Genomic DNA, 17,381 nt, shown 5'->3' with positions numbered 1-17,381 from the left:
CCTCCCCCAGCTCCCGCCGCGCATGCGCCAGGGCCAGCCAGGGCGCCGCCTCCCCGGGGGCCAGCCGCACCGCCTCCTCCAGCGGCGCCACCGCCGCCTTCGCATCCCCCAGCGCGCAGAGCGCCTGGCCGAGGTTGCGCAGGCTCACCACATCCGCCGGCCGCCGCGCCAGCGCCGCCCGCAGATGCCGCACCGCCTCGGCCAGCCGCCCGGCCTCCGCCAGCGCCGCGCCATGATTGGCCAGGAAGACCGGCGCCTCCGGCGCCCGTGCCAGGGCCTGGGCGGTGTGGCGCAGCGCCAGCTCCGGCGCGCCGCGCTGCCGCGCCAGCACGCCCAGCAGGTTGTGCGCATTCGGCTCCCCGGGATCGCGGGCCAGCACCTGGCGGTACAGCGCCTCCGCCGCCGCCAGCTCGCCCCGCCCATGCCGGGCCGCGCCTTCCCGCAACAGCTCGCCTGCCGTCCTTGCCGCCATGCCGGCCACTCTGGCGAGGGCATCCGGGCCAGGCAACCGGCCAGCGGCCCCGGGATTGCGATCACCTAACATAACATCACATTTCCGTGCTTGCAGTCCCGCAGCGAACCCCATACTTCAGGTTGACTTCCCCCGAAAGCACTCCCGGTCCCGTATGCCCAGCCCGCCCGAGCCACGCGAGACCGGCCCCAGCGGCGCCGAGGCAACTAGGCCTGCCTCGCCCGGTCTCCTGCCCCCAGGCCCCGCCGGGGATTGCCCGGAGCCCAACCTGCCGCCCACCGGGGATGCCGCCTTCGATGCCTGGGTCGGGCGCAAGCTCGCGGCGCTGTATGGCGAGATCCTGGCGGAACCACCCCCCGCCGCCATGCTGCGCCTGTTGCGGCCGGCCGCGCCCCGGCGCTGAGCCCGGCCGCCGGGCCCGCTTCGCCCGCACATCCTGGACCCTGCCTCATCACCAATATCGGCCTGACCTTCGCCGCGGGCTTCGCCCGCGCATCCTAGGCCCCGCCCTTGCCGGGCGGCACCCGGCCGACCTCGCGCAACGCACCCGCCGGCCCGCGCCACCCGCATGCCCGGCTATCCCGCAGCTTCGCCACCGGCAGGATCCGCGCCCACCGTGGCGCCCGCGCCACCCTCTTCCCCTGCTCACACCTCCCGGCCCGGCTCCCCCGGGTCCAGCCCCAGCGCCCGCCGCAACTGCTCCCGCGCGCGGGACAGCCGCGAGCGCAGCGTGCCCGGCGGCACGCCCAGCACTCTTGCGGCGTCGGCGTAGTCGAGCCCTTCCACCACCACCACCCACAGCGCCTCCCGGTGCAGCGGCGAGAGCAGGTCGAAGGCGGCCGCGACGTCGCGCATCGCCTGCCGCTCCTCCTGCCCGCCGGAGACCGGCGCATCCGGCAGCGTGTCCGGATGCACCATCGGGCTGCGCGCCGCGCGCCGCAGCGCACCCGCCCGCGCATGGCGCAGGATGGTGAACAGCCAGGCCCGCAGGTTCGTGCCCTCCTGGAATTGCTCGCGTGCCGCGATCGCCCGCAGCAGGGTTTCCTGCACCAGGTCGTCCGCCAGGTCCGGTTGCCGCACCAATACGCGCGCAAAGCGGCGGAGCCTTGGTATCTCCGCCGCGACTGCCGCCGCAAAGGCGTCCGCTTCGGGCGCCTCATCCTCCACCATCCGTCTCGGCAATGCCCCCCGGCGCACGCCCCATCGCGTGCGGCGCGACACTATCCGAAAGCCCGCCGCCATGCGGCGCCGACTGAGACACCCTTGCGTGTAACGACGCCGTTCCCGCTGCACGCTTGCGTGGGATGGCCGCAGCCTCATCGCGCTTCGCGAGAATTGCTGAACGCCATGTCACGCAATGCTTTCACACGCACGTCAAACGACGCCAGACCGCAACGCATCGCAACCGCTGGACGATCGCCCGACATGCCGGGCAGCGCCGCATCGCGCCTCGCCAAGCGATCGGCGATGCAGCGACTCCGGCGCCCGGACCTCCGTGGCGAATCAGAACAACCCGTCGATCCGCCCCTCGGCATCGAGGCCGATGCCCTCCGCCGCCGGCCGCCGCGGCAGGCCCGGCATGGTCATGATCTCGCCGCACACCGCGACGACGAAGCCGGCGCCGGCGGAAAGCCGCACCTCGCGCACCGGCAGCACATGGCCGGACGGCGCGCCGAGCTTCGTCGCATCGGCGCTGAAGCTGTACTGCGTCTTCGCCACGCAGACCGGCACCTCGCGGAAGCCCTGCTCCTCGAAGCGCTGCAGCCGCGCCGCGACGGCGGGCGGCATCTGCACCTCCGCCGCGTGGTAGATCTCCCGCGCGATGACATCGAGTTTTTCGGCAAGCGGCAGGCGGATGTCGTAGAGCGGGTGGAAGCGCGCCTCGCCCGCCGCCAGCCGCCGCTGCACCGCGCGCGCCAGTTCCGCCGCGCCCGCCGCGCCATCCGCCCAATGCGTGCAGAGCACCGCCTCCGCACCCAGCGCCGCCATGGCCTGCTGCACCACCGCCACCTCGGCCGGCGTGTCGGTGGTGAAGGCGTTCAGCGCCACCACCACGGGCAGGCCGAACTTCCCCATATTCTCGACATGCCGGACGAGGTTCACCATGCCGGCCTTCAGCGCCGCCACATCCTCCCGGCCGAGATCCGCCTTCGCCACGCCGCCATGCATCTTCAGTGCGCGGATGGTGGCGACGATGACGCAGGCATCCGGCGCCAGCCCCGCGCTGCGGCACTTGATGTCGAGGAATTTCTCGGCGCCCAGATCGGCGCCGAACCCCGCCTCCGTCACCACCACATCCGCGAGAGAAAGGCCGAGCCGCGTGGCGACCACGCTGTTGCAGCCATGCGCGATATTGGCGAAGGGCCCGCCATGCACCAGGGCAGGCGAGCCTTCCAGCGTCTGCACCAGGTTCGGCGCCAGCGCATCGCGCAGCAGCGCCGCCATGGCGCCATCCGCCTTGATGTCGGCGGCGGTGACGCTGCGCCCGTCCCGTGTCGTCGCCAGAATCATCCGCCCGAGCCGCGCCTGCAGGTCCGGCAGATCCTTCGCCAGGCAGAACACCGCCATCACCTCGGAGGCGACGGTGATGTCGAACCCGTCCTCCCGCGGCACGCCCTGCGCCGCGCCGCCGAGGCCGAGCACCATGTTGCGCAGGTTGCGGTCGTTCATGTCCATCGCCCGCCGCCAGGTCACGCGGCGCGGATCGATGCCGAGCTCGTTCCCCCAGTAGAGGTGGTTGTCGAGCATCGCGGCGGCGAGGTTGTTGGCGCTGGTGATGGCGTGGAAATCGCCGGTGAAATGGAGGTTGATGTCCTCCATCGGCGCCACCTGCGCGCGGCCGCCGCCCGTCGCCCCGCCCTTCACCCCGAAGCAGGGGCCGAGCGAGGGCTCGCGCAGGCAGATCATCGTCCGCGTGCCCAGCGCGTTCAGCGCATCGCCGAGGCCGATGGTGGTGGTGGTCTTGCCCTCGCCCGCCGGGGTCGGGCTGATGCCGGTCACCAGCACCAGCTTGCCGCGCTTCGCCCCGCCCGCCACGGCGAAGCCGAGGTCGATCTTCGCCTTGGTCTTGCCGTAGGGGATCAGCGCATCGTCCGGGATGCCGGCGCGGGCGGCGATCTCGCCGATCGGCAGCAGGGTCGCGGCGCGCGCGATCTCGAGGTCGGTGGCCATGGGACTCGTCGCCTCCCGCAAAGCATTTTCAGGCCGGGCGGCAAGGCCCCACGACTCGGAAATGCGGTCAACACCAGGGCCGCATCTTCCCCCCGGAAGAGGCGGCGGAGCCAGGGCCCCGCGCTTATCGTCCCCGGCCCGGCCAGGCAAGCCGCCCTCGCTTCCCTGGCCCGCCACCCCATATGGCCGGCATGGCGAGCCCCTGCATCGATATCTGCCGCTATGACGAGGCCACCGGCTGGTGCCAGGGCTGCGGCATGACCCGCAAGGACAAGAAGCACTGGAAGAAGGAGAAGGACCGCCGCCCGGCGATCCGCGCCGCCCTGCCGGCAAGGCTGGAGGCGCTGGCCGCCGCCGGCCTGCCGACCGGCAAGGCGGCGGAGAAGAAGAAGAAAAAGGCGGACCGCTCGCTCGCCGAATTGGTTTCAGAAGAAACTTGACCCCGATCAAGGCGGCATCGCACCGAACCGCCTAGACCGCATCCCGACGGCGCGTGGCGCCGCCTGGCCCCCTCCCCCGCCGCCGGTGGGGCGGGGGGCCACCAACAGCGCCGGCCGCCCCCCTTTCGGGCCGCCGGACGGATGCGGACATGATGAGCAGGATGATCAGGAGCATGCTGGGCGGCGCGGCGATCGCCGCCGCCCTCGCCGGCGCGGCCATGGCCGAGGACGGGGTGCGGGGCAAGCGGGCGGGCGATGTCGTCATCGGCTTCGGCGCCATCGGCGTGCTGCCGGGCAATGGCGGCGGCGATGTCAGCCCCATCGGCGGCAAGGTCCACGCCTCGAACGGCGCCAGCCCGCAGTTCGACGTCACCTATTTCGCCACCCCGAACATCGCCTTCAACCTGATCGCCGCCACTACCCAGCACGACATCCAGGCGCGCGGCTCGGCGGCCGGGCGGCCGCTCTCGCTCGGCCATGTCTGGGCGCTGCCGCCCACCCTGACCATGCAGTATCACCCCTTTCCGAATGCGCGCTTCAGCCCCTATCTCGGCGCCGGCCTGAACTACACCTGGTTCTACGGCTATGGCGGCCACCGCGACGCCATCGTGAACCGGGTGCGGGTGGACAGCGCGCCGGGCTTCGCCCTGGTGGTCGGGCTGGACTACGAGATCGCGCCGAACTGGCTGGCGAATATCGACGTGAAGAAGATCTTCCTTCGCCCCACCGCCAGCGTGAACAGCGGCGCGGTGAATGCGCGGGTGGAGCTGGACCCGCTGATCCTCGGCGCCTCCATCCGCTACCGGTTCTGACGCCGGCCTTGCCGGGGCATATCGCGCCCCGCACCTTCCGGGGAATGGCCGTCAGTACATCACGTCGCCGCCATTCGGGGAGAGCGTCGCGCCGCAATAGTAATCGCCGCCCGGCCCGGCCAGCAGCAGCGCCGTCGCCGCGATCTCCTCCACCTTCCCCAGCCGCCCCATCGGCAGCGTCGCGGTGATGCGCTGCCGCCACTCCACCTGGTCGCGGTTGAGATCGGTGTCGATCGGGCCGGGCGCGATGGCGTTCACCAGCACGCCGCGCGGCGCGGCCTCGAAGGCCAGGGCGCGGGTGAAGCCGATGATCCCCGCCTTCGCCGCGCAATAGGGCGCCGCATTCGGCCCGCCCTTCAGCGCAAGCTGCGAGGCGATGTTGATGATCCGCCCGAAGCCCCGCGCCACCATGCCGCCATAGACCGCCTGGGCCATGAAGAACATGCCCTTCAGATGCACGTCGATGACGCGGTCGTAGCTTTCCTCGGTGAAGCTCTCGAAGGGCCCGCGGATATTGATCCCGGCATTGTTCAGCAGGATGTCGCAGGGGCCGAGCGCCGCCTCCGCCGCCGCGGCGAAGGCCCGCGTCGCGGCCGGGCTCGCCACCTCCACCTCCTGCGCGAAGGCGCGGCGGCCGCGGGCCGCCACCGCCTGCACCAGCGTCGCCGCATTCTCCGCGTCGCCGAGGTGGCAGATCGCGACATCGGCCCCCGCCTCGGCGAAGGCCAGGGCGCTGGCCCGGCCGATGCCGCGGCTGCCGCCTGTCACCACCGCCACCTTCCCGCCCAGCACGCCCTGGCTCATCCCAGCATTCTCCGCATGGCGCGCCGATACTCCCCGAACACCTCGCGCCGCGCCAGATGCCGGCCCGCCTCCACCACCCGCTTGCCGCCCACGATGACGGTGCGGACCGGGTTGTCCTGGCCGGAGAACACCCAGCCATCCAGCAGCGCGTCGCCCTCCAGCCCCAGCAGCGTCGGATGCTCCGGGTCGAGCTCCACCAGGTCGCAGCGCCGCCCCGGCGCGATGGCCCCGACCGGCCGGCCGAGCGCCTGCGCGCCGCCGGCCAGCGCGCCCTCCAGCAGGAAGCGGCCGGGATGCGGCAGGGCCTCGCTGGCGGCGATGGCGCGGGCCTGGCGCTGCAGCCGCTGCCCGGTCTCCAGCAGCCGCAGCTCGTCCCGGGCGGAGATGCCGACATGGCTGTCCGTCCCCACCCCGAACCGCCCGCCCGCGGCGAGATACTCCGGCAGCGGGAACAGCCCGTCGCCCAGCGAGGCCTCGGTGGAGGGGCAGAGCCCGGCGACGGCGCCGCTGCGGGCCATCGCCGCGGTCTCCTCCGGCGTCATGTGGGTGGCATGCACCAGGCACCAGCGGGCATCCACCGGCAGGTTGTCCAGCAGCCACTGCACCGGCCGCGCCCCGGTGGCGGCCAGACATTCCGCCACCTCCCGCGGCTGCTCGGCGATGTGGATGTGCAGCGGGCCGGGCTCCGCCGCGACGGCGCGCAGCATCTCCGGCGTCACCGCGCGCAGGCTGTGCGGCGCCATGCCGGCGGCGGCCTGGGGGTCGCCCGCCACCGCCGCGCGGCAGGCGGCGAGGATGCGCTGCCAGGCCTCCAGCTCGTTCAGGAAGCGGCGCTGCCCCGGCGCCGGCGGCAGGCCGAAGATGCCGCCATGGCGGTAGAGCACCGGCAGCAGGGTAAGACCCATGCCGGTGCGCCGCGCCGCCGCCAGGTTGCGCAGCACCATCTCCGCCGGCTCCGCATAGGGCGTGCCGTCCGGCTGGTGATGCAGGTAGTGGAATTCGGCGAGGCTGGTGAACCCCCATTCCAGCAACTCCAACTGGAGCTGGGCGGCGATCGCCTCCGCCTCCTCCGGCCCCAGCCGTCCGAGGAAGCGGTACATCGTCTCCCGCCAGCTCCAGAAACTGTCCTGGCCCTCCGCCCCGCGCCGCTCCGTGGCGCCGGCCATGGCGCGCTGGAAGGCGTGGCTGTGCAGGTTGGGCAGGCCGGGCAGCACCACCCCGGGCAGCCGGGGATGGCCGCCGGCGGGCTGGCCGGGGGTGACGGCGGCGATGTCGCCCGCGGCGCTTACCGCGATGCGGACATCCTCGGCCCAGCCGCTGGGGAGGAGGGCGCGGGCGGCATGGAATTCCGGCATGGCGGCAGGATAGGGGAGGCGGCGCAGCAGGGTAATAGAATGGCCGCCGCTCGTGATCGCCCCTGCACCCCGGTCGCCGGGCGGGTTGCCGCCGCAGCCCGTGGCGGCGCGGCATGGGCCGCGGGCGGCATGGCGGCCTTGGCCTGACGCCGATGCCCCGGCATGAGCGCGGCAGTCAAGATCTGCCGCCCCCCCGACTCAGCCGCGAAAGGCCGGGCGAGGCTCCGGGATCGAGCGGATCCGACTCATGGGAAGGTCCAGGCCCAGGCGCCACCGCCCCTCGGCCGTGGCGCCGGCATCCCGGCACCGCTGGGACGAGGCCGGGCTCAGGCGGCCGGGGGCGCCGCCCGCGGCAGCAGCAGCACGGCCGGCAGGCTCGGCCGCTCCCCGGGCCCGCCGAGGCGCAGGGCCAGCGGCACCGCGCCGACGCAGAGCAGCGCCATGGCCCAGAAGCCGCCCGCGCCGAAGGCCCCGTAGAGCGGCCCCGCCGCCAGCGTCAGCAGCGCGCCGGCCAAACCGGGCCCGAGCGTCGCCTGCAGGCCGAAGGCGCTGGCGGCGAGGCGCGGCGGCACCCGCTCCGCCAGCAGCCGCATGGTGGCGAGGTGCAGCGCGGCGAAGGTCAGCCCGTGCAGCGGCTGCAGCAGGAATTGCGTGGCCGGGTCGGCGGTCATCGCCATCGCCGCCCAGCGCAGCACCCCGGCCGCCGCCGCCAGCGCCGCCAGCCGCGCCGGCCCCAGCCGCGCCAGCAGCCAGGGGCCGAGCAGCAGGAAGACCGCGACCTCGGAGGCGACGGCCACCGCCCAAAGGGCGCCGATCACCTCCGGCCCGATGCCGGCGGCCTGCCAGCGCAGCGTGGCGAAGGCGCCGTAGAGGGCGTGGCTGCCCTGGACCAGCCCGGTCACCAGCAGCAACCGGCGGAACTCTACCAGGCCGAGGAGCTGCCGCATCGCGCCCGGCTCGGCCGCCCGCGGCGCCACCGGCCGGGGCCGCGCGGGCGCGACCGGCAGGGCGAGCACCATCACGGCCGCGGCCGCCAGCAGCGCGGCGTTCAACCACACCACCGCCTCCAGCCCGCTGCCCGCCACCACCGGCCCGGCCAGCGTGGTCCCCGCCACGAAGGCCGCGGAGCCGGCCCCGCGCACCACGCCGTAGCGGAAGCCGCCGCCCCGCTCCGCCGCGCTGCTCGTCAGCGCATCGGCCAGCGGGTTCACCGGCGCCAGGGCCAGCGAGACCAGCAGGGAGACGAGCAGCAGCCCGACCAGGCTGCCGGCCAGGGCGAAGCCGCAGCCGAACAGGGCGCTGGCCAGCAGGGCGCCGGCCAGCAGCAGCCTGGGCGCGCCGAACCGGTCGGCCGCGAGCGCCACCGCGGGCGCCGAGACCAGCCGCGCCGCCGTGCCCGCCGCCAGCAGCAGGCCGATGGCGGTGGCGGAGAGGCCACGCTCGGCGAGCAGGGCGGGCAGGAAGGGTCCCTCGACGCCATAGGCGGCGAAGATCAGCCCGTAGAGCAGGAGATAGCGCGGCAGCACGCCGGCGGTGGTTTCGGCAGCAGCACCATCCGCACCCACCCCAGACCTCGATACTGCCATGCCCTGCCACCGAACCATATCGTCACGCATAGATATTGTGTCCAAATTGGGGCAAACAAGGCAAGCCTGTGGCAGACCCTCCCATGACGGCAGTGCGAAAAGTCGCCGGGCATGGCGCGGAGGACACGGCCGGGCCTGTGCCGGATGCCGGCATCTCGGAGGGGCGGATGCGGACCATGCCCCGGGCGCGGCGGTGGCCGGCCGGCGGCCGCGGCCGGATGCCGGCAATCGCCGGGCGAATGCCGATCCCGGCAGGCGCGGCGGCCGGCAGGGGCTCCGGGCGCGCCGGCAGAGGCCGGATGCGGCGCGCCTTTGTCCTCACCCCTCGGCCGCCCGTGGCCCGATGCCGCCACAATTTGCCGGCGCATGCGCCGGATGCCGGAAATGCGGCCTTGCCTGCGGGACCGGCGCGGGCGCCCGGGCACTTCCAGGCCGGGCATTTCCCGGCAGGCCCAAGTGCCGCCGCCCCCTGCACAACCCCGCACCTTTCGGTCAGGGCGCCCCTGCCGCCTGCCACGACAGGCGGCGCGCGGCCCGACACAGCCGGCCGGTCCGCGCCCCCGCCAGCGGGGGCGCGGCGGCTGCGGGGCGGGACCGCACCACGGTCCAGACCCGATCGACCACGCGGCGCATGGCAGTCCGCTGCCGGTCACACCGGCCAGCGGCGCGGCGCCGCGGCGGCCGCGCGGCACCGGCCGGCCGCCCGGACACCGACCGGGCTGGGCCTTACGGCGCCACCACCCGCAACACCCCCGGCCGCACCCGGAACCGCGCCGGGGTCCAGGCGGTGATCTCGCCATCCGTGTTCACCGGCCGGGGCCTGCGGGTCCGCAGCTCCAGCGCCGTGGTCCGGAAGGCCCGCACCTCCCGCCACTGCCCCTGGGTGCCGCGCCGCAGCCAGGGCAGCAGCGCCACCAGCCGCCACCAATGCCGCACCTCCAGGCTGTACACGTCCAGCACCCCGTCGTCCGGCCGCGCTGCCTCCGCCACCGTCATGCCGCCGCCATGGTGCTTGCCGTTGCCCACCGAGACCTGCACCGTCTTCACCCGCTCCCGCACCCCGTCATGCGTCAGCCAGGCGGTGAAGGGCCGCGCCCGGCGCAGCAGGCGGAAGGCGGCGATCGCATAGCCCAGCCGGCCGAAGCGCCGCTTCGCCTCCGCCTTCAGCTCCTGCGCCAGCTCGGCGCTGAAGCCGATGCTCGCCACGTTGAAGAAGGGGTGCCCGTTCACCTCCCCGATATCCAGCGGCCGCACCGCCCCGTGCGCCACCACCTGCGCCGCCGCCTCCAGCTCGAAGGGGATGCCGAGGCTGCGCGCCAGGTCGTTCGCCGTGCCCAGCGGCAGGATGCCGAAGGGCAGCCCCGCCTCCAGCAGCGCCGGGATGGCGGCGTTCAGCGTCCCGTCGCCGCCGCCGATCACGATCCGGTCCACCGCATGCGCCGCCAGCCCGACGCGGATGGCATCGGCGCAGCTCATCCCCTCCGGCGGGGTGAAGGGCGCGACGGCAAGCCCGGCCGCCTCCAGCGCGGCGCGCGCGGCCTCGGCCGCCGCCTCTCCCTGGCGGGCGCGGCGGTTGACGATGAGCAGGGCGGTGGCGATGGTCCCCCTCCTTCCGCTGTTGCGCCCCGGCAACCGCCGGGGCCGTCACGAGTTGCCAGGGCCGCATGCAGATTCCGGTGAAGCCCTGGCTGGCCCAGGTCTCGGTGCTGGCCGCGCTCGCCGTCGGCGCCGGCGGGCTGCTCGGCTTCATCCTGCTGGTGGAATTCGTGGAAGGCGAGCCGCGCGGCTTCGACACCGCCCTGCTGCTCGCCCTGCGCGGGCCGGACGGCCAGCCGCTCGGCCCCGCCTGGCTCACCCTGGCGATGCGGGACCTGACGGCGCTGGGCGGCATGGCGGTGCTGAGCCTGGCGGGCCTGCTCGCCCTCGGCGCCCTGCTGCTGCGCCGCGCCTGGCGCGCCGCCTGGCTGCTGCTGCTGGCCCTGCCCGGGGGGATGCTGCTGAACACCCTGCTGAAGCAGGGCTTCGACCGGCCGCGGCCTGACCTCGTCGCCCGGCTGGCGGAGGTGCAGACGGCCAGCTTCCCCTCCGGCCATGCCATGCTGTCGGCCATCGGCTACCTCACCCTCGGCGCCCTGCTGGCCGGCGCGGCGCGGCGGCGGCGGGACCGCGGCTACATCCTCGGCGCCGCCGTGCTGGTGACGCTGCTGGTCGGCGGCAGCCGGGTCTTCCTCGGCGTCCACTGGCCGAGCGACGTGCTGGCCGGCTGGTGCCTGGGCGCCGCCTGGGCCATGGGCTGCTGGCTGCTGCTGCGCGGCGGTCCCGGCTATCATCCGCGGCGGGAGGACCAGGCCGATGACCGAGATCCGCCATGAGACCGTCACCGCCCGCGGGCTGCGCTTCCATGTCGCCCGCGCCGGGGCGGGACGCCCATTGCTGCTGCTGCATGGCTGGCCGGAATTCTGGCTGAGCTGGGAGCCGGTGATGCAGCGCCTCGCCGGGCGCTTCGACCTCATCGCCCCCGACCTCCGCGGCTTCGGCGCGACGGACAAGCCCGATGCCGGCCCCTCCGACAAGGCCGGGCCGGAGGTCCATGCCGCGGACATGCTGGCGCTGCTGGAGGTGCTCGGGCTGCCCAAGGCCGGCGTGGTCGCCCATGATGTCGGCGCCTATGTCGGCCAGGTGATGGGGCGGGAGGCGCCGGGGCGCTGCGCCGGGCTGTTCTTCTTCGACTGCCCCTATCCCGGCATCGGCCCGCGCGGCGCCGCGCCGGACCACCTGAAGGAGATCTGGTACCAGTTCTTCCACCAGAAGGACTTCGCCGCCGCCCTGGTGGGGTCCTCCCGCGAGGCCTGCCGCCTCTACTTCCAGCACTTCCTGCGCCACTGGTCGGCCGGCAACCCGGCGGCCTTCGACGATGTGCTGGAGGCGTGGGTGGACAATTTCATGGCCCCTGGCAACCTCCAGGGCGGCTTCAACTGGTATATCAGCCAGAATGCCGCCCGCCTCGCCATGCTGCGCGGCGAGGCGCCGCTGCCCGCCCCCGTCACGGTGAAGACCTGCGTGCGCTGGGGCGCGCTGGACCCGGTGCTGAAGGCGGAATGGTCCGACCGGCTGCCGGAATTCTTCACCGATCTGGATGCGACGGTGCTGCCGGGGCTGGGGCATTTCCCCCATCGCGAGGACCCCGACCGCGCCGCGGCGGAGATCGCCGCCTTCTTCGACCGCATCTGGTAGTCTCCCCGCCATGCAGGACCGCTTCCGCAACGCTCCCGCGATCCGCGCCCCGCGCGGCCTCGACCGCACCGCCCGCCACTGGACGACGGAAGCGCCGCTCCGGATGCTGATGAACAACCTGGACGATGAGGTGGCCGAGAAGCCCGGCGAGCTCGTCGTCTATGGCGGCATCGGCCGCGCGGCGAGGGACTGGCAGAGCTTCGAGACCATCTGCGCCGTGCTGCGCCGGCTGGAGGAGACCCAGACCCTCCTCGTGCAATCCGGCAAGCCGGTCGGCGTGTTCGAGACGCACAAGGACGCGCCGCGCGTCCTCATCGCCAACAGCAACCTCGTCCCCCGCTGGGCGAGCTGGGAGCATTTCTCCGAGCTCGACCGGAAGGGGCTGATGATGTACGGCCAGATGACGGCCGGGAGCTGGATCTATATCGGCTCCCAGGGGATCGTGCAGGGCACCTACGAGACCTTCGCCGAGGCCGGGCGGCAGCATTTCGGCGGCAACCTGGCCGGGCGCTGGATCCTGACCGGCGGGCTCGGCGGCATGGGCGGGGCGCAGCCTTTGGCCGGCGTCTTCGCCGGCGCCGCCATCCTCTGCGTCGAATGCCAGCCCTCCCGCATCGAGAAGCGGCTGGAGACGAAATACCTCGACCAGCGGGCGGACGACCTCGACAGCGCGCTGGCCGTCATCCGGCGCGCGACGGCGGAGAAGCGGGCGATCTCCGTCGGCCTGCTGGGCAACGCCGCCGAGGTGTTCCCGGAACTGGTCCGCCGCGGCATCACGCCGGACATCGTCACCGACCAGACCAGCGCCCATGACCCGGCCAATGGCTACCTGCCCGCCGGCTGGACCCTGGCGGAGTGGGAGGCGAAGCGGGAGAGCGACCCGGACGCCGTCGCCGCCGCCGCGAAGCGCAGCATGGTCGCGCATGTCCAGGCGATGCTGGACTTCCAGGCGCGCGGCGCCGCGGTGCTGGATTACGGCAACAACATCCGCCAGATGGCGAAGGAGGAAGGGCTGGCCAACGCCTTCGGCTTCCCCGGCTTCGTCCCCGCCTATATCCGCCCGCTCTTCTGCCGCGGCATCGGCCCCTTCCGCTGGGCGGCGCTCTCCGGCGACCCGGAGGACATCTACAAGACGGATGCGAAGGTGCGGGAGCTGATCCCGGACGACCCGCACCTGCATCGCTGGCTGGACATGGCGCGCGCCCGGATCAGCTTCCAGGGCCTGCCGGCGCGCATCTGCTGGGTCGGCCTCGGCCAGCGGGACCGGCTCGGCCTCGCCTTCAACGAGATGGTGGCGAAGGGCGAGATCGGCCCCATCGTCATCGGCCGCGACCATCTGGACAGCGGCAGCGTCGCCTCCCCGAACCGGGAGACCGAGGCGATGCGCGACGGTTCCGATGCCGTCTCCGACTGGCCGCTGCTGAACGCGCTGCTGAACACCGCCTCCGGCGCCACCTGGGTCTCGCTGCACCATGGCGGCGGCGTCGGGATGGGGTTCTCCCAGCATGCCGGCATGGTCATCGTCTGCGACGGCACGGCGGATGCGGCGCGGCGGCTGAAGCGCGTCCTCTGGAACGACCCGGCCACCGGCGTCATGCGCCATGCCGATGCGGGCTACGACATCGCGCTGGATTGCGCCCGCGCACACAACCTCGACCTGCCGGGAATCCTGCGGTGATCGCGCCCGGTGCGGCGGGCCTCCCCGCGCTGCGCGCCATCATGGAGGGCACGCCGCTGGCGCTGGCGGAAGGCTGGCGCGCCACGGTCGAAGCCAGCGCGGCGGCGCTGGAAGCCCGCATGGCGACCGGCGAGGCGCTCTACGGCGTGAACACCGGCTTCGGCAAGCTGGCCGGCACCCGCATCCCGGCGGCGCAGCTCGCCCAGCTCCAGCTCAACCTGGTGCGCAGCCATGCCGCCGGCACCGGGCCGCTGCTGCCGGCGCCGGTGGTGCGGCTGGTCCTGGCGCTGAAGGCGCTCTCCCTCGCCCGCGGCGCCTCCGCCGTGCGGCCGGCGGTGGTGGAGGCGCTGCTGGCCCTGCTTGCCGCCGACATCACCCCCGCCATTCCGGCGCGCGGCTCGGTCGGCGCCTCGGGCGACCTGGCGCCGCTCGCCCATCTCTCCCTGGTGCTGATCGGCGAGGGCGAGGCCTTCGTCGAGGGACAGGTGGTGCCCGGCGCCGAGGCGCTGCGCCGGGCCGGCGTGGCGCCGCTCTCCCTCGGCCCGAAGGAGGGGCTGGCGCTGCTGAACGGCACGCAGGTCAGCACCGCCCTGGCACTGGCCGCCCTCTTCGCCGCCGAGGATCTGCTGCGCACCGCCCTGCTGGCCGGCGCGATGAGCGTCGATGCCGCCCGCGGCAGCGACACGCCCTTCGACCCGCGCATCCATGCGCTGCGCGGCCAGCCCGGCCAGATCCGCGCCGCCGCCACGCTGCGCGCCCTGCTCGCCGGCAGCCAGATCCGCGAGAGCCACCGGCAGGGCGACCCGCGGGTGCAGGACCCCTATTCGCTCCGCTGCCATCCCCAGGTCGCCGGCGCCTGCCTCGACCTGCTCGGCCATGCCGCGCAGGTGCTGGAGCGGGAGGCGAATGCCGTCACCGACAACCCGCTGGTGGTGGAGGGCGGAGAGGTGCTCTCCGGCGGCAATTTCCATGCGGAGCCGGTGGCCTTCGCCGCCGATGCCATCGCCCTGGCCCTGGCGGAGATCGGCGCCATCAGCGAGCGCCGGATCGCCCTGCTGGTGGACCCGGTGCTGTCCGGCCTGCCGGCCTTCCTGGTGCGGGAGGGCGGGCTGAATTCCGGCTTCATGATCGCCCAGGTGACCGCCGCGGCGCTGACCGCGGAGAACCGGGCGCTGGCCACGCCGCGCAGCGTGGACAGCCTGCCGACCAGCGCGAACCAGGAGGACCATGTCAGCATGGCCACCGGCGCCGCGCTGCGCCTGCACGACATGGCGGACAACCTCGCCGGCATCCTCGCCGTGGAGCTGCTCTGCGCCGCCCAGGGCTTCGAGTTCCATCGCCCGCTGCAATCGAGCGAGGTGCTGGAGCGGGCCCATGGGCTGGTGCGCACCGCCGCCGCCGCCTGGGATGCGGACCGCGCCATGGCGCCCGACATGGCGGCGGTGAAGGCGCTGGTGGAACGCGGCCGCTTCGCCGCGCTGGTGGAGATGGCGTAGGGGGGTCAGGCGCAGTTGAGCTGCCAGGACACGCCGAAGCGGTCGCCGACCCAGGCGAACAGCGTGCTGAAGCCGTAATTCCCCACCGGCATGAACTCCCGGCCGCCCGCCTTCAGCCTCTCGCTGAGCTGCCGGACCTCGTCCTCCGAGCTGCATTCGACGAAGAAGGAGAAGGCGGGGGTGAAGGTGAAGCCGTGCTTCACGGGGCTGTCGATGCAGCGCACCGTCTGCCCGCAGATGGTGAAGCGCGCATGCTTGATCGTGCCTTCCGGGCCTGGCTCGCCGGGGCCGTAGCGCGTGATGTCCTCGATCCGCCCGTCCGGAAAGACCGAGAGGTAGAATTCGAGGGCGGCCGAGGCGTCCCCCTCGAACATCAGGAAGGGTTCGATCGATCGCGGTGCCATGCCGGGTCCTCCCCTCTCGTTGCCGCTCGCTGCCGAGCTGCGTGCTTCAAGCCGGTCAGCCGAAGGCGACCATTCGCGAACGCCATGGTCCGGTTTGCGCGTCAAGGATGCAGCCGCGCGGAGCGCGGTGCACCTCCGGCGTATCCTTGACACGCGAACCGGACCATGGCCGGGGCTTGAGGTGCGCTCGACGGGGTCGAGCGCACGCGGGAGCGCGCCTCGACCGACGAAGCACCCGCCGCAACGGACAGGATTTGCTCTAGCATGGCCAGCAGAGGCAAGGCGGATATGGTTGCGGAGCAGAACCCGATGTTCGATCGCGTGTGGCTGAACGCCCACCTGGCCACGATGAACGATGGCGGCCTCGGCCTCATCGAGGACGGCGCCGTCGCCGCCCGGGGCGGCCAGATCGCCTGGGTCGGCCCCCGCGCCGCCCTCCCGGGCCCCGCCGCCGAGACCATCGACTGCCACGGCGCCTGGATCCTCCCCGGCCTCATCGACTGCCACACCCACCTCGTCTTCGGCGGCGACCGCGCGGACGAGTTCGAGCGGCGCCTGGCCGGCGAGGATTACGCCGCCATCCTCGCCGCCGGCGGCGGCATTCTCTCCACCGTCCGCGCCACCCGCGCCGCCAGCGAGAGCGCGCTGATCGCCACCGCCATGCCGCGCCTCAACGCCCTGCTGGCCGAGGGTGTCACCACCGTCGAGATCAAGTCCGGCTACGGGCTGGAGCAGGAGGCGGAGCTGCGCCAGCTCCGCGCCGCCCGCCGCCTCGGCGCCGCGCGGCCGGTCTCCGTCGTCACCACCCTGCTCGCCGCCCATGCCGTGCCGCCGGAATACAAGGGCCGCAGCGCGGACTACGCGAAGCTGGTGGCGGAGGAGATCCTGCCCGCCGCGCGCCACCTGGCCGATGCCGTGGACGTCTTCCACGACCCGCTGGCTTTCAACGATGCCGAGACGCGGCTGGTGCTGGACGCCGCAAGGCGCCTCCGCCTGCCGGTGAAGCTGCATGGCGACCAGCATGGCGATGTCGGCAGCGCCGCGCTCGGCGCCAGCTACGGCGCGCTCTCGGTGGACCATCTGGAACATGCCAACGCCGCCGGCCTCGCCGCCATGGGCCGCGCCGGCACCACCGCCGTGCTGCTGCCCGGCGCCACCTACTTCCTGCGCGAGGCCACGAAGCCCGGCATCGCCGCGATGCGGGAGGCAGGGGTGCGCATGGCGCTCAGCACGGATCTCAACCCCGGCTCTTCGCCCGCACGCTCCCTGCTGCTGATGCTCAACCTCGGCTGCACCCTGTTCCGCCTGACGGTGGCGGAGGCGCTGCGCGGCGTGACGGTGAATGCCGCCGCCGCCCTTGGCCTCGGGGATCGCGGCCGGCTCGCCCCCGGGCTGCGCTGCGACCTCGCCCTGTTCCGCATCGCCCGCCCCGCCGAGCTCTGCTACTGGATCGGCGGAAACCCGTGCATCGGCCGGGTGCTGGAGGGGATCGCCCATGCCTGACCTGCAGGAGATGCAGGCCATCATCCACCGCGGCGTGCCGCTGGCCGCCGCCTGGGGGGTGGAGTTGCTCGCCGCCGAGGGCGGCACCGCGCTGCTCCGCCTGCCCTTCCGGAAGGAGCTGCTGCGGCCCGGCAACACCATCTCCGGCCCCGCGCTGATGGGCCTCGCGGACGTGGCGATGTGGGCGGCGCTGCTGTCGCTGACGGAGGGCCGCGACGAGAGCGTCACCTCCTCCATGAACGTGAATTTCCTCCGCCCCGCCGGCGCCGTGCCGGTGCTGGCGGAGGCCCGCCTCATCAAGCGCGGCAAGCGGATGGTCTATGGCGAGATCCTGCTGCGCGCCGAGGGCAGCGAGGAGCTTTGCGCCCATATCACCACGCATTGGGCGGTGATCACCCCTTCCAGGTGAGCCGGGTCCGGCATCGC

17 protein-coding genes are annotated in these 17,381 nt (G+C 73.6%); 9 read left to right on the top strand and 8 right to left on the bottom strand.

The genetic code is table 11. The features are described 5' to 3' along the window. The coding region (locus NJ376_RS25490; RefSeq protein ID WP_252956173.1) for a tetratricopeptide repeat protein at positions 1-472 on the bottom strand (472 nt) is incomplete at its 3' end. A 154-nt stretch (positions 473-626) separates the two neighbouring features. Between NJ376_RS25490 and NJ376_RS25485 the strand changes: the two genes are divergently transcribed. Continuing rightward, complete coding sequence (locus NJ376_RS25485) at positions 627-875, top strand: hypothetical protein (protein WP_252956172.1); 249 nt, start codon at positions 627-629, stop codon at positions 873-875. A gap of 242 nt (positions 876-1,117) precedes the next feature. Here NJ376_RS25485 and NJ376_RS25480 read toward each other — a convergent pair whose 3' ends face one another. Next, positions 1,118-1,552 (bottom strand): sigma-70 family RNA polymerase sigma factor, encoded by a 435-nt coding sequence (locus NJ376_RS25480; protein WP_252956170.1) that lies wholly within the window; start codon positions 1,550-1,552, stop codon positions 1,118-1,120. A gap of 423 nt (positions 1,553-1,975) precedes the next feature. Further along, entirely contained in the window at positions 1,976-3,643 is a 1,668-nt protein-coding gene (locus tag NJ376_RS25475; RefSeq protein WP_252956168.1) for a formate--tetrahydrofolate ligase, read from the bottom strand. A 191-nt stretch (positions 3,644-3,834) separates the two neighbouring features. On the opposite strand from NJ376_RS25475, the gene NJ376_RS25470 reads away from it, so the two are divergent. Then, positions 3,835-4,083 carry a DUF1289 domain-containing protein gene (locus NJ376_RS25470; protein WP_252956167.1) on the top strand — a complete coding sequence of 83 codons (249 nt, stop codon included), beginning with the start codon at positions 3,835-3,837 and terminating at the stop codon, positions 4,081-4,083. Positions 4,084-4,232: 149 nt separating this feature from the next. After that, a complete protein-coding gene (locus NJ376_RS25465; protein WP_252956165.1) occupies positions 4,233-4,895 on the top strand; it encodes an OmpW/AlkL family protein in 663 nt (220 codons plus the stop codon). 51 nt (positions 4,896-4,946) lie between these two features. Here NJ376_RS25465 and NJ376_RS25460 read toward each other — a convergent pair whose 3' ends face one another. From NJ376_RS25460 to NJ376_RS25445, 4 genes are all read right to left on the bottom strand, one after another. Then, the gene (locus NJ376_RS25460) at positions 4,947-5,699 is read right to left on the bottom strand and encodes an SDR family NAD(P)-dependent oxidoreductase (protein ID WP_252956163.1); all 753 of its coding nucleotides are present in this window, start codon (positions 5,697-5,699) and stop codon (positions 4,947-4,949) included. After that, positions 5,696-7,054, bottom strand: a complete 1,359-nt coding sequence (locus NJ376_RS25455) for a formimidoylglutamate deiminase (protein WP_252956160.1) — start codon at positions 7,052-7,054, stop codon at positions 5,696-5,698. Before NJ376_RS25455 ends, NJ376_RS25460 begins: the two co-directional genes overlap by 4 nt. Before the next feature lie 326 nt (positions 7,055-7,380). Continuing rightward, the gene (locus NJ376_RS25450) at positions 7,381-8,619 is read right to left on the bottom strand and encodes an MFS transporter (RefSeq protein WP_252956158.1); all 1,239 of its coding nucleotides are present in this window, start codon (positions 8,617-8,619) and stop codon (positions 7,381-7,383) included. Between the two features lie 747 nt (positions 8,620-9,366). Next, on the bottom strand, positions 9,367-10,272 hold the full coding sequence (locus NJ376_RS25445; RefSeq protein ID WP_252956156.1) for a lipid kinase: 906 nt from the start codon (positions 10,270-10,272) through the stop codon (positions 9,367-9,369). 32 nt (positions 10,273-10,304) lie between these two features. On the opposite strand from NJ376_RS25445, the gene NJ376_RS25440 reads away from it, so the two are divergent. From NJ376_RS25440 to hutH, 4 genes are read left to right on the top strand one after another with little or no spacing between them, the layout of a single operon-like run. Then, positions 10,305-11,012: a phosphatase PAP2 family protein gene (locus NJ376_RS25440; protein WP_252956154.1), complete on the top strand. Its 708-nt coding sequence runs from the start codon at positions 10,305-10,307 to the stop codon at positions 11,010-11,012. Continuing rightward, the gene (locus NJ376_RS25435; protein ID WP_252956152.1) at positions 10,993-11,874 is read left to right on the top strand and encodes an alpha/beta fold hydrolase; all 882 of its coding nucleotides are present in this window, start codon (positions 10,993-10,995) and stop codon (positions 11,872-11,874) included. Before NJ376_RS25440 ends, NJ376_RS25435 begins: the two co-directional genes overlap by 20 nt. Before the next feature lie 10 nt (positions 11,875-11,884). Further along, entirely contained in the window at positions 11,885-13,552 is a 1,668-nt protein-coding gene (hutU, locus tag NJ376_RS25430; RefSeq protein ID WP_252956150.1) for a urocanate hydratase, read from the top strand. Further along, positions 13,549-15,048 (top strand): histidine ammonia-lyase, encoded by a 1,500-nt coding sequence (gene hutH / locus NJ376_RS25425; protein WP_370288649.1) that lies wholly within the window; start codon positions 13,549-13,551, stop codon positions 15,046-15,048. The genes hutU and hutH overlap by 4 nt, the downstream gene beginning before the upstream one ends. Before the next feature lie 5 nt (positions 15,049-15,053). Here hutH and NJ376_RS25420 read toward each other — a convergent pair whose 3' ends face one another. Continuing rightward, positions 15,054-15,452, bottom strand: coding sequence for a VOC family protein (locus NJ376_RS25420; protein ID WP_252956148.1), 399 nt, complete (start codon positions 15,450-15,452; stop codon positions 15,054-15,056). 264 nt (positions 15,453-15,716) lie between these two features. Between NJ376_RS25420 and hutI the strand changes: the two genes are divergently transcribed. Next, a complete protein-coding gene (gene hutI / locus NJ376_RS25415) occupies positions 15,717-16,955 on the top strand; it encodes an imidazolonepropionase (RefSeq protein ID WP_252956147.1) in 1,239 nt (412 codons plus the stop codon). Further along, a complete protein-coding gene (locus NJ376_RS25410) occupies positions 16,948-17,364 on the top strand; it encodes a PaaI family thioesterase (protein WP_252956145.1) in 417 nt (138 codons plus the stop codon). The genes hutI and NJ376_RS25410 overlap by 8 nt, the downstream gene beginning before the upstream one ends. Positions 17,365-17,381 lie beyond the last annotated feature (17 nt).

It is taken from the genome of Siccirubricoccus soli (assembly GCF_024178315.1).
In the GTDB taxonomy this organism is placed as follows: domain Bacteria; phylum Pseudomonadota; class Alphaproteobacteria; order Acetobacterales; family Acetobacteraceae; genus Siccirubricoccus; species Siccirubricoccus soli.
Note: the sequence above shows the minus strand (reverse complement) of the source record. Positions and strands in the feature narration are given on the sequence as shown.

Bases quoted from the DNA above. Each gene is read 5' to 3' on its own strand.
- NJ376_RS25455 (WP_252956160.1), bottom strand. From the start codon at position 7,054: ATGCCGGAATTCCATGCCGCCCGCGCCCTCCTCCCCAGCGGCTGGGCC.
- NJ376_RS25420 (WP_252956148.1), bottom strand. From the start codon at position 15,452: ATGGCACCGCGATCGATCGAACCCTTCCTGATGTTCGAGGGGGACGCC.
- NJ376_RS25475 (WP_252956168.1), bottom strand. From the start codon at position 3,643: ATGGCCACCGACCTCGAGATCGCGCGCGCCGCGACCCTGCTGCCGATC.
- hutI (WP_252956147.1), top strand. From the start codon at position 15,717: ATGGCCAGCAGAGGCAAGGCGGATATGGTTGCGGAGCAGAACCCGATG.
- NJ376_RS25470 (WP_252956167.1), top strand. From the start codon at position 3,835: ATGGCGAGCCCCTGCATCGATATCTGCCGCTATGACGAGGCCACCGGC.
- NJ376_RS25465 (WP_252956165.1), top strand. From the start codon at position 4,233: ATGATGAGCAGGATGATCAGGAGCATGCTGGGCGGCGCGGCGATCGCC.
- NJ376_RS25485 (WP_252956172.1), top strand. From the start codon at position 627: ATGCCCAGCCCGCCCGAGCCACGCGAGACCGGCCCCAGCGGCGCCGAG.
- NJ376_RS25410 (WP_252956145.1), top strand. From the start codon at position 16,948: ATGCCTGACCTGCAGGAGATGCAGGCCATCATCCACCGCGGCGTGCCG.
- NJ376_RS25460 (WP_252956163.1), bottom strand. From the start codon at position 5,699: ATGAGCCAGGGCGTGCTGGGCGGGAAGGTGGCGGTGGTGACAGGCGGC.
- hutU (WP_252956150.1), top strand. From the start codon at position 11,885: ATGCAGGACCGCTTCCGCAACGCTCCCGCGATCCGCGCCCCGCGCGGC.
- NJ376_RS25440 (WP_252956154.1), top strand. From the start codon at position 10,305: ATGCAGATTCCGGTGAAGCCCTGGCTGGCCCAGGTCTCGGTGCTGGCC.
- NJ376_RS25435 (WP_252956152.1), top strand. From the start codon at position 10,993: ATGACCGAGATCCGCCATGAGACCGTCACCGCCCGCGGGCTGCGCTTC.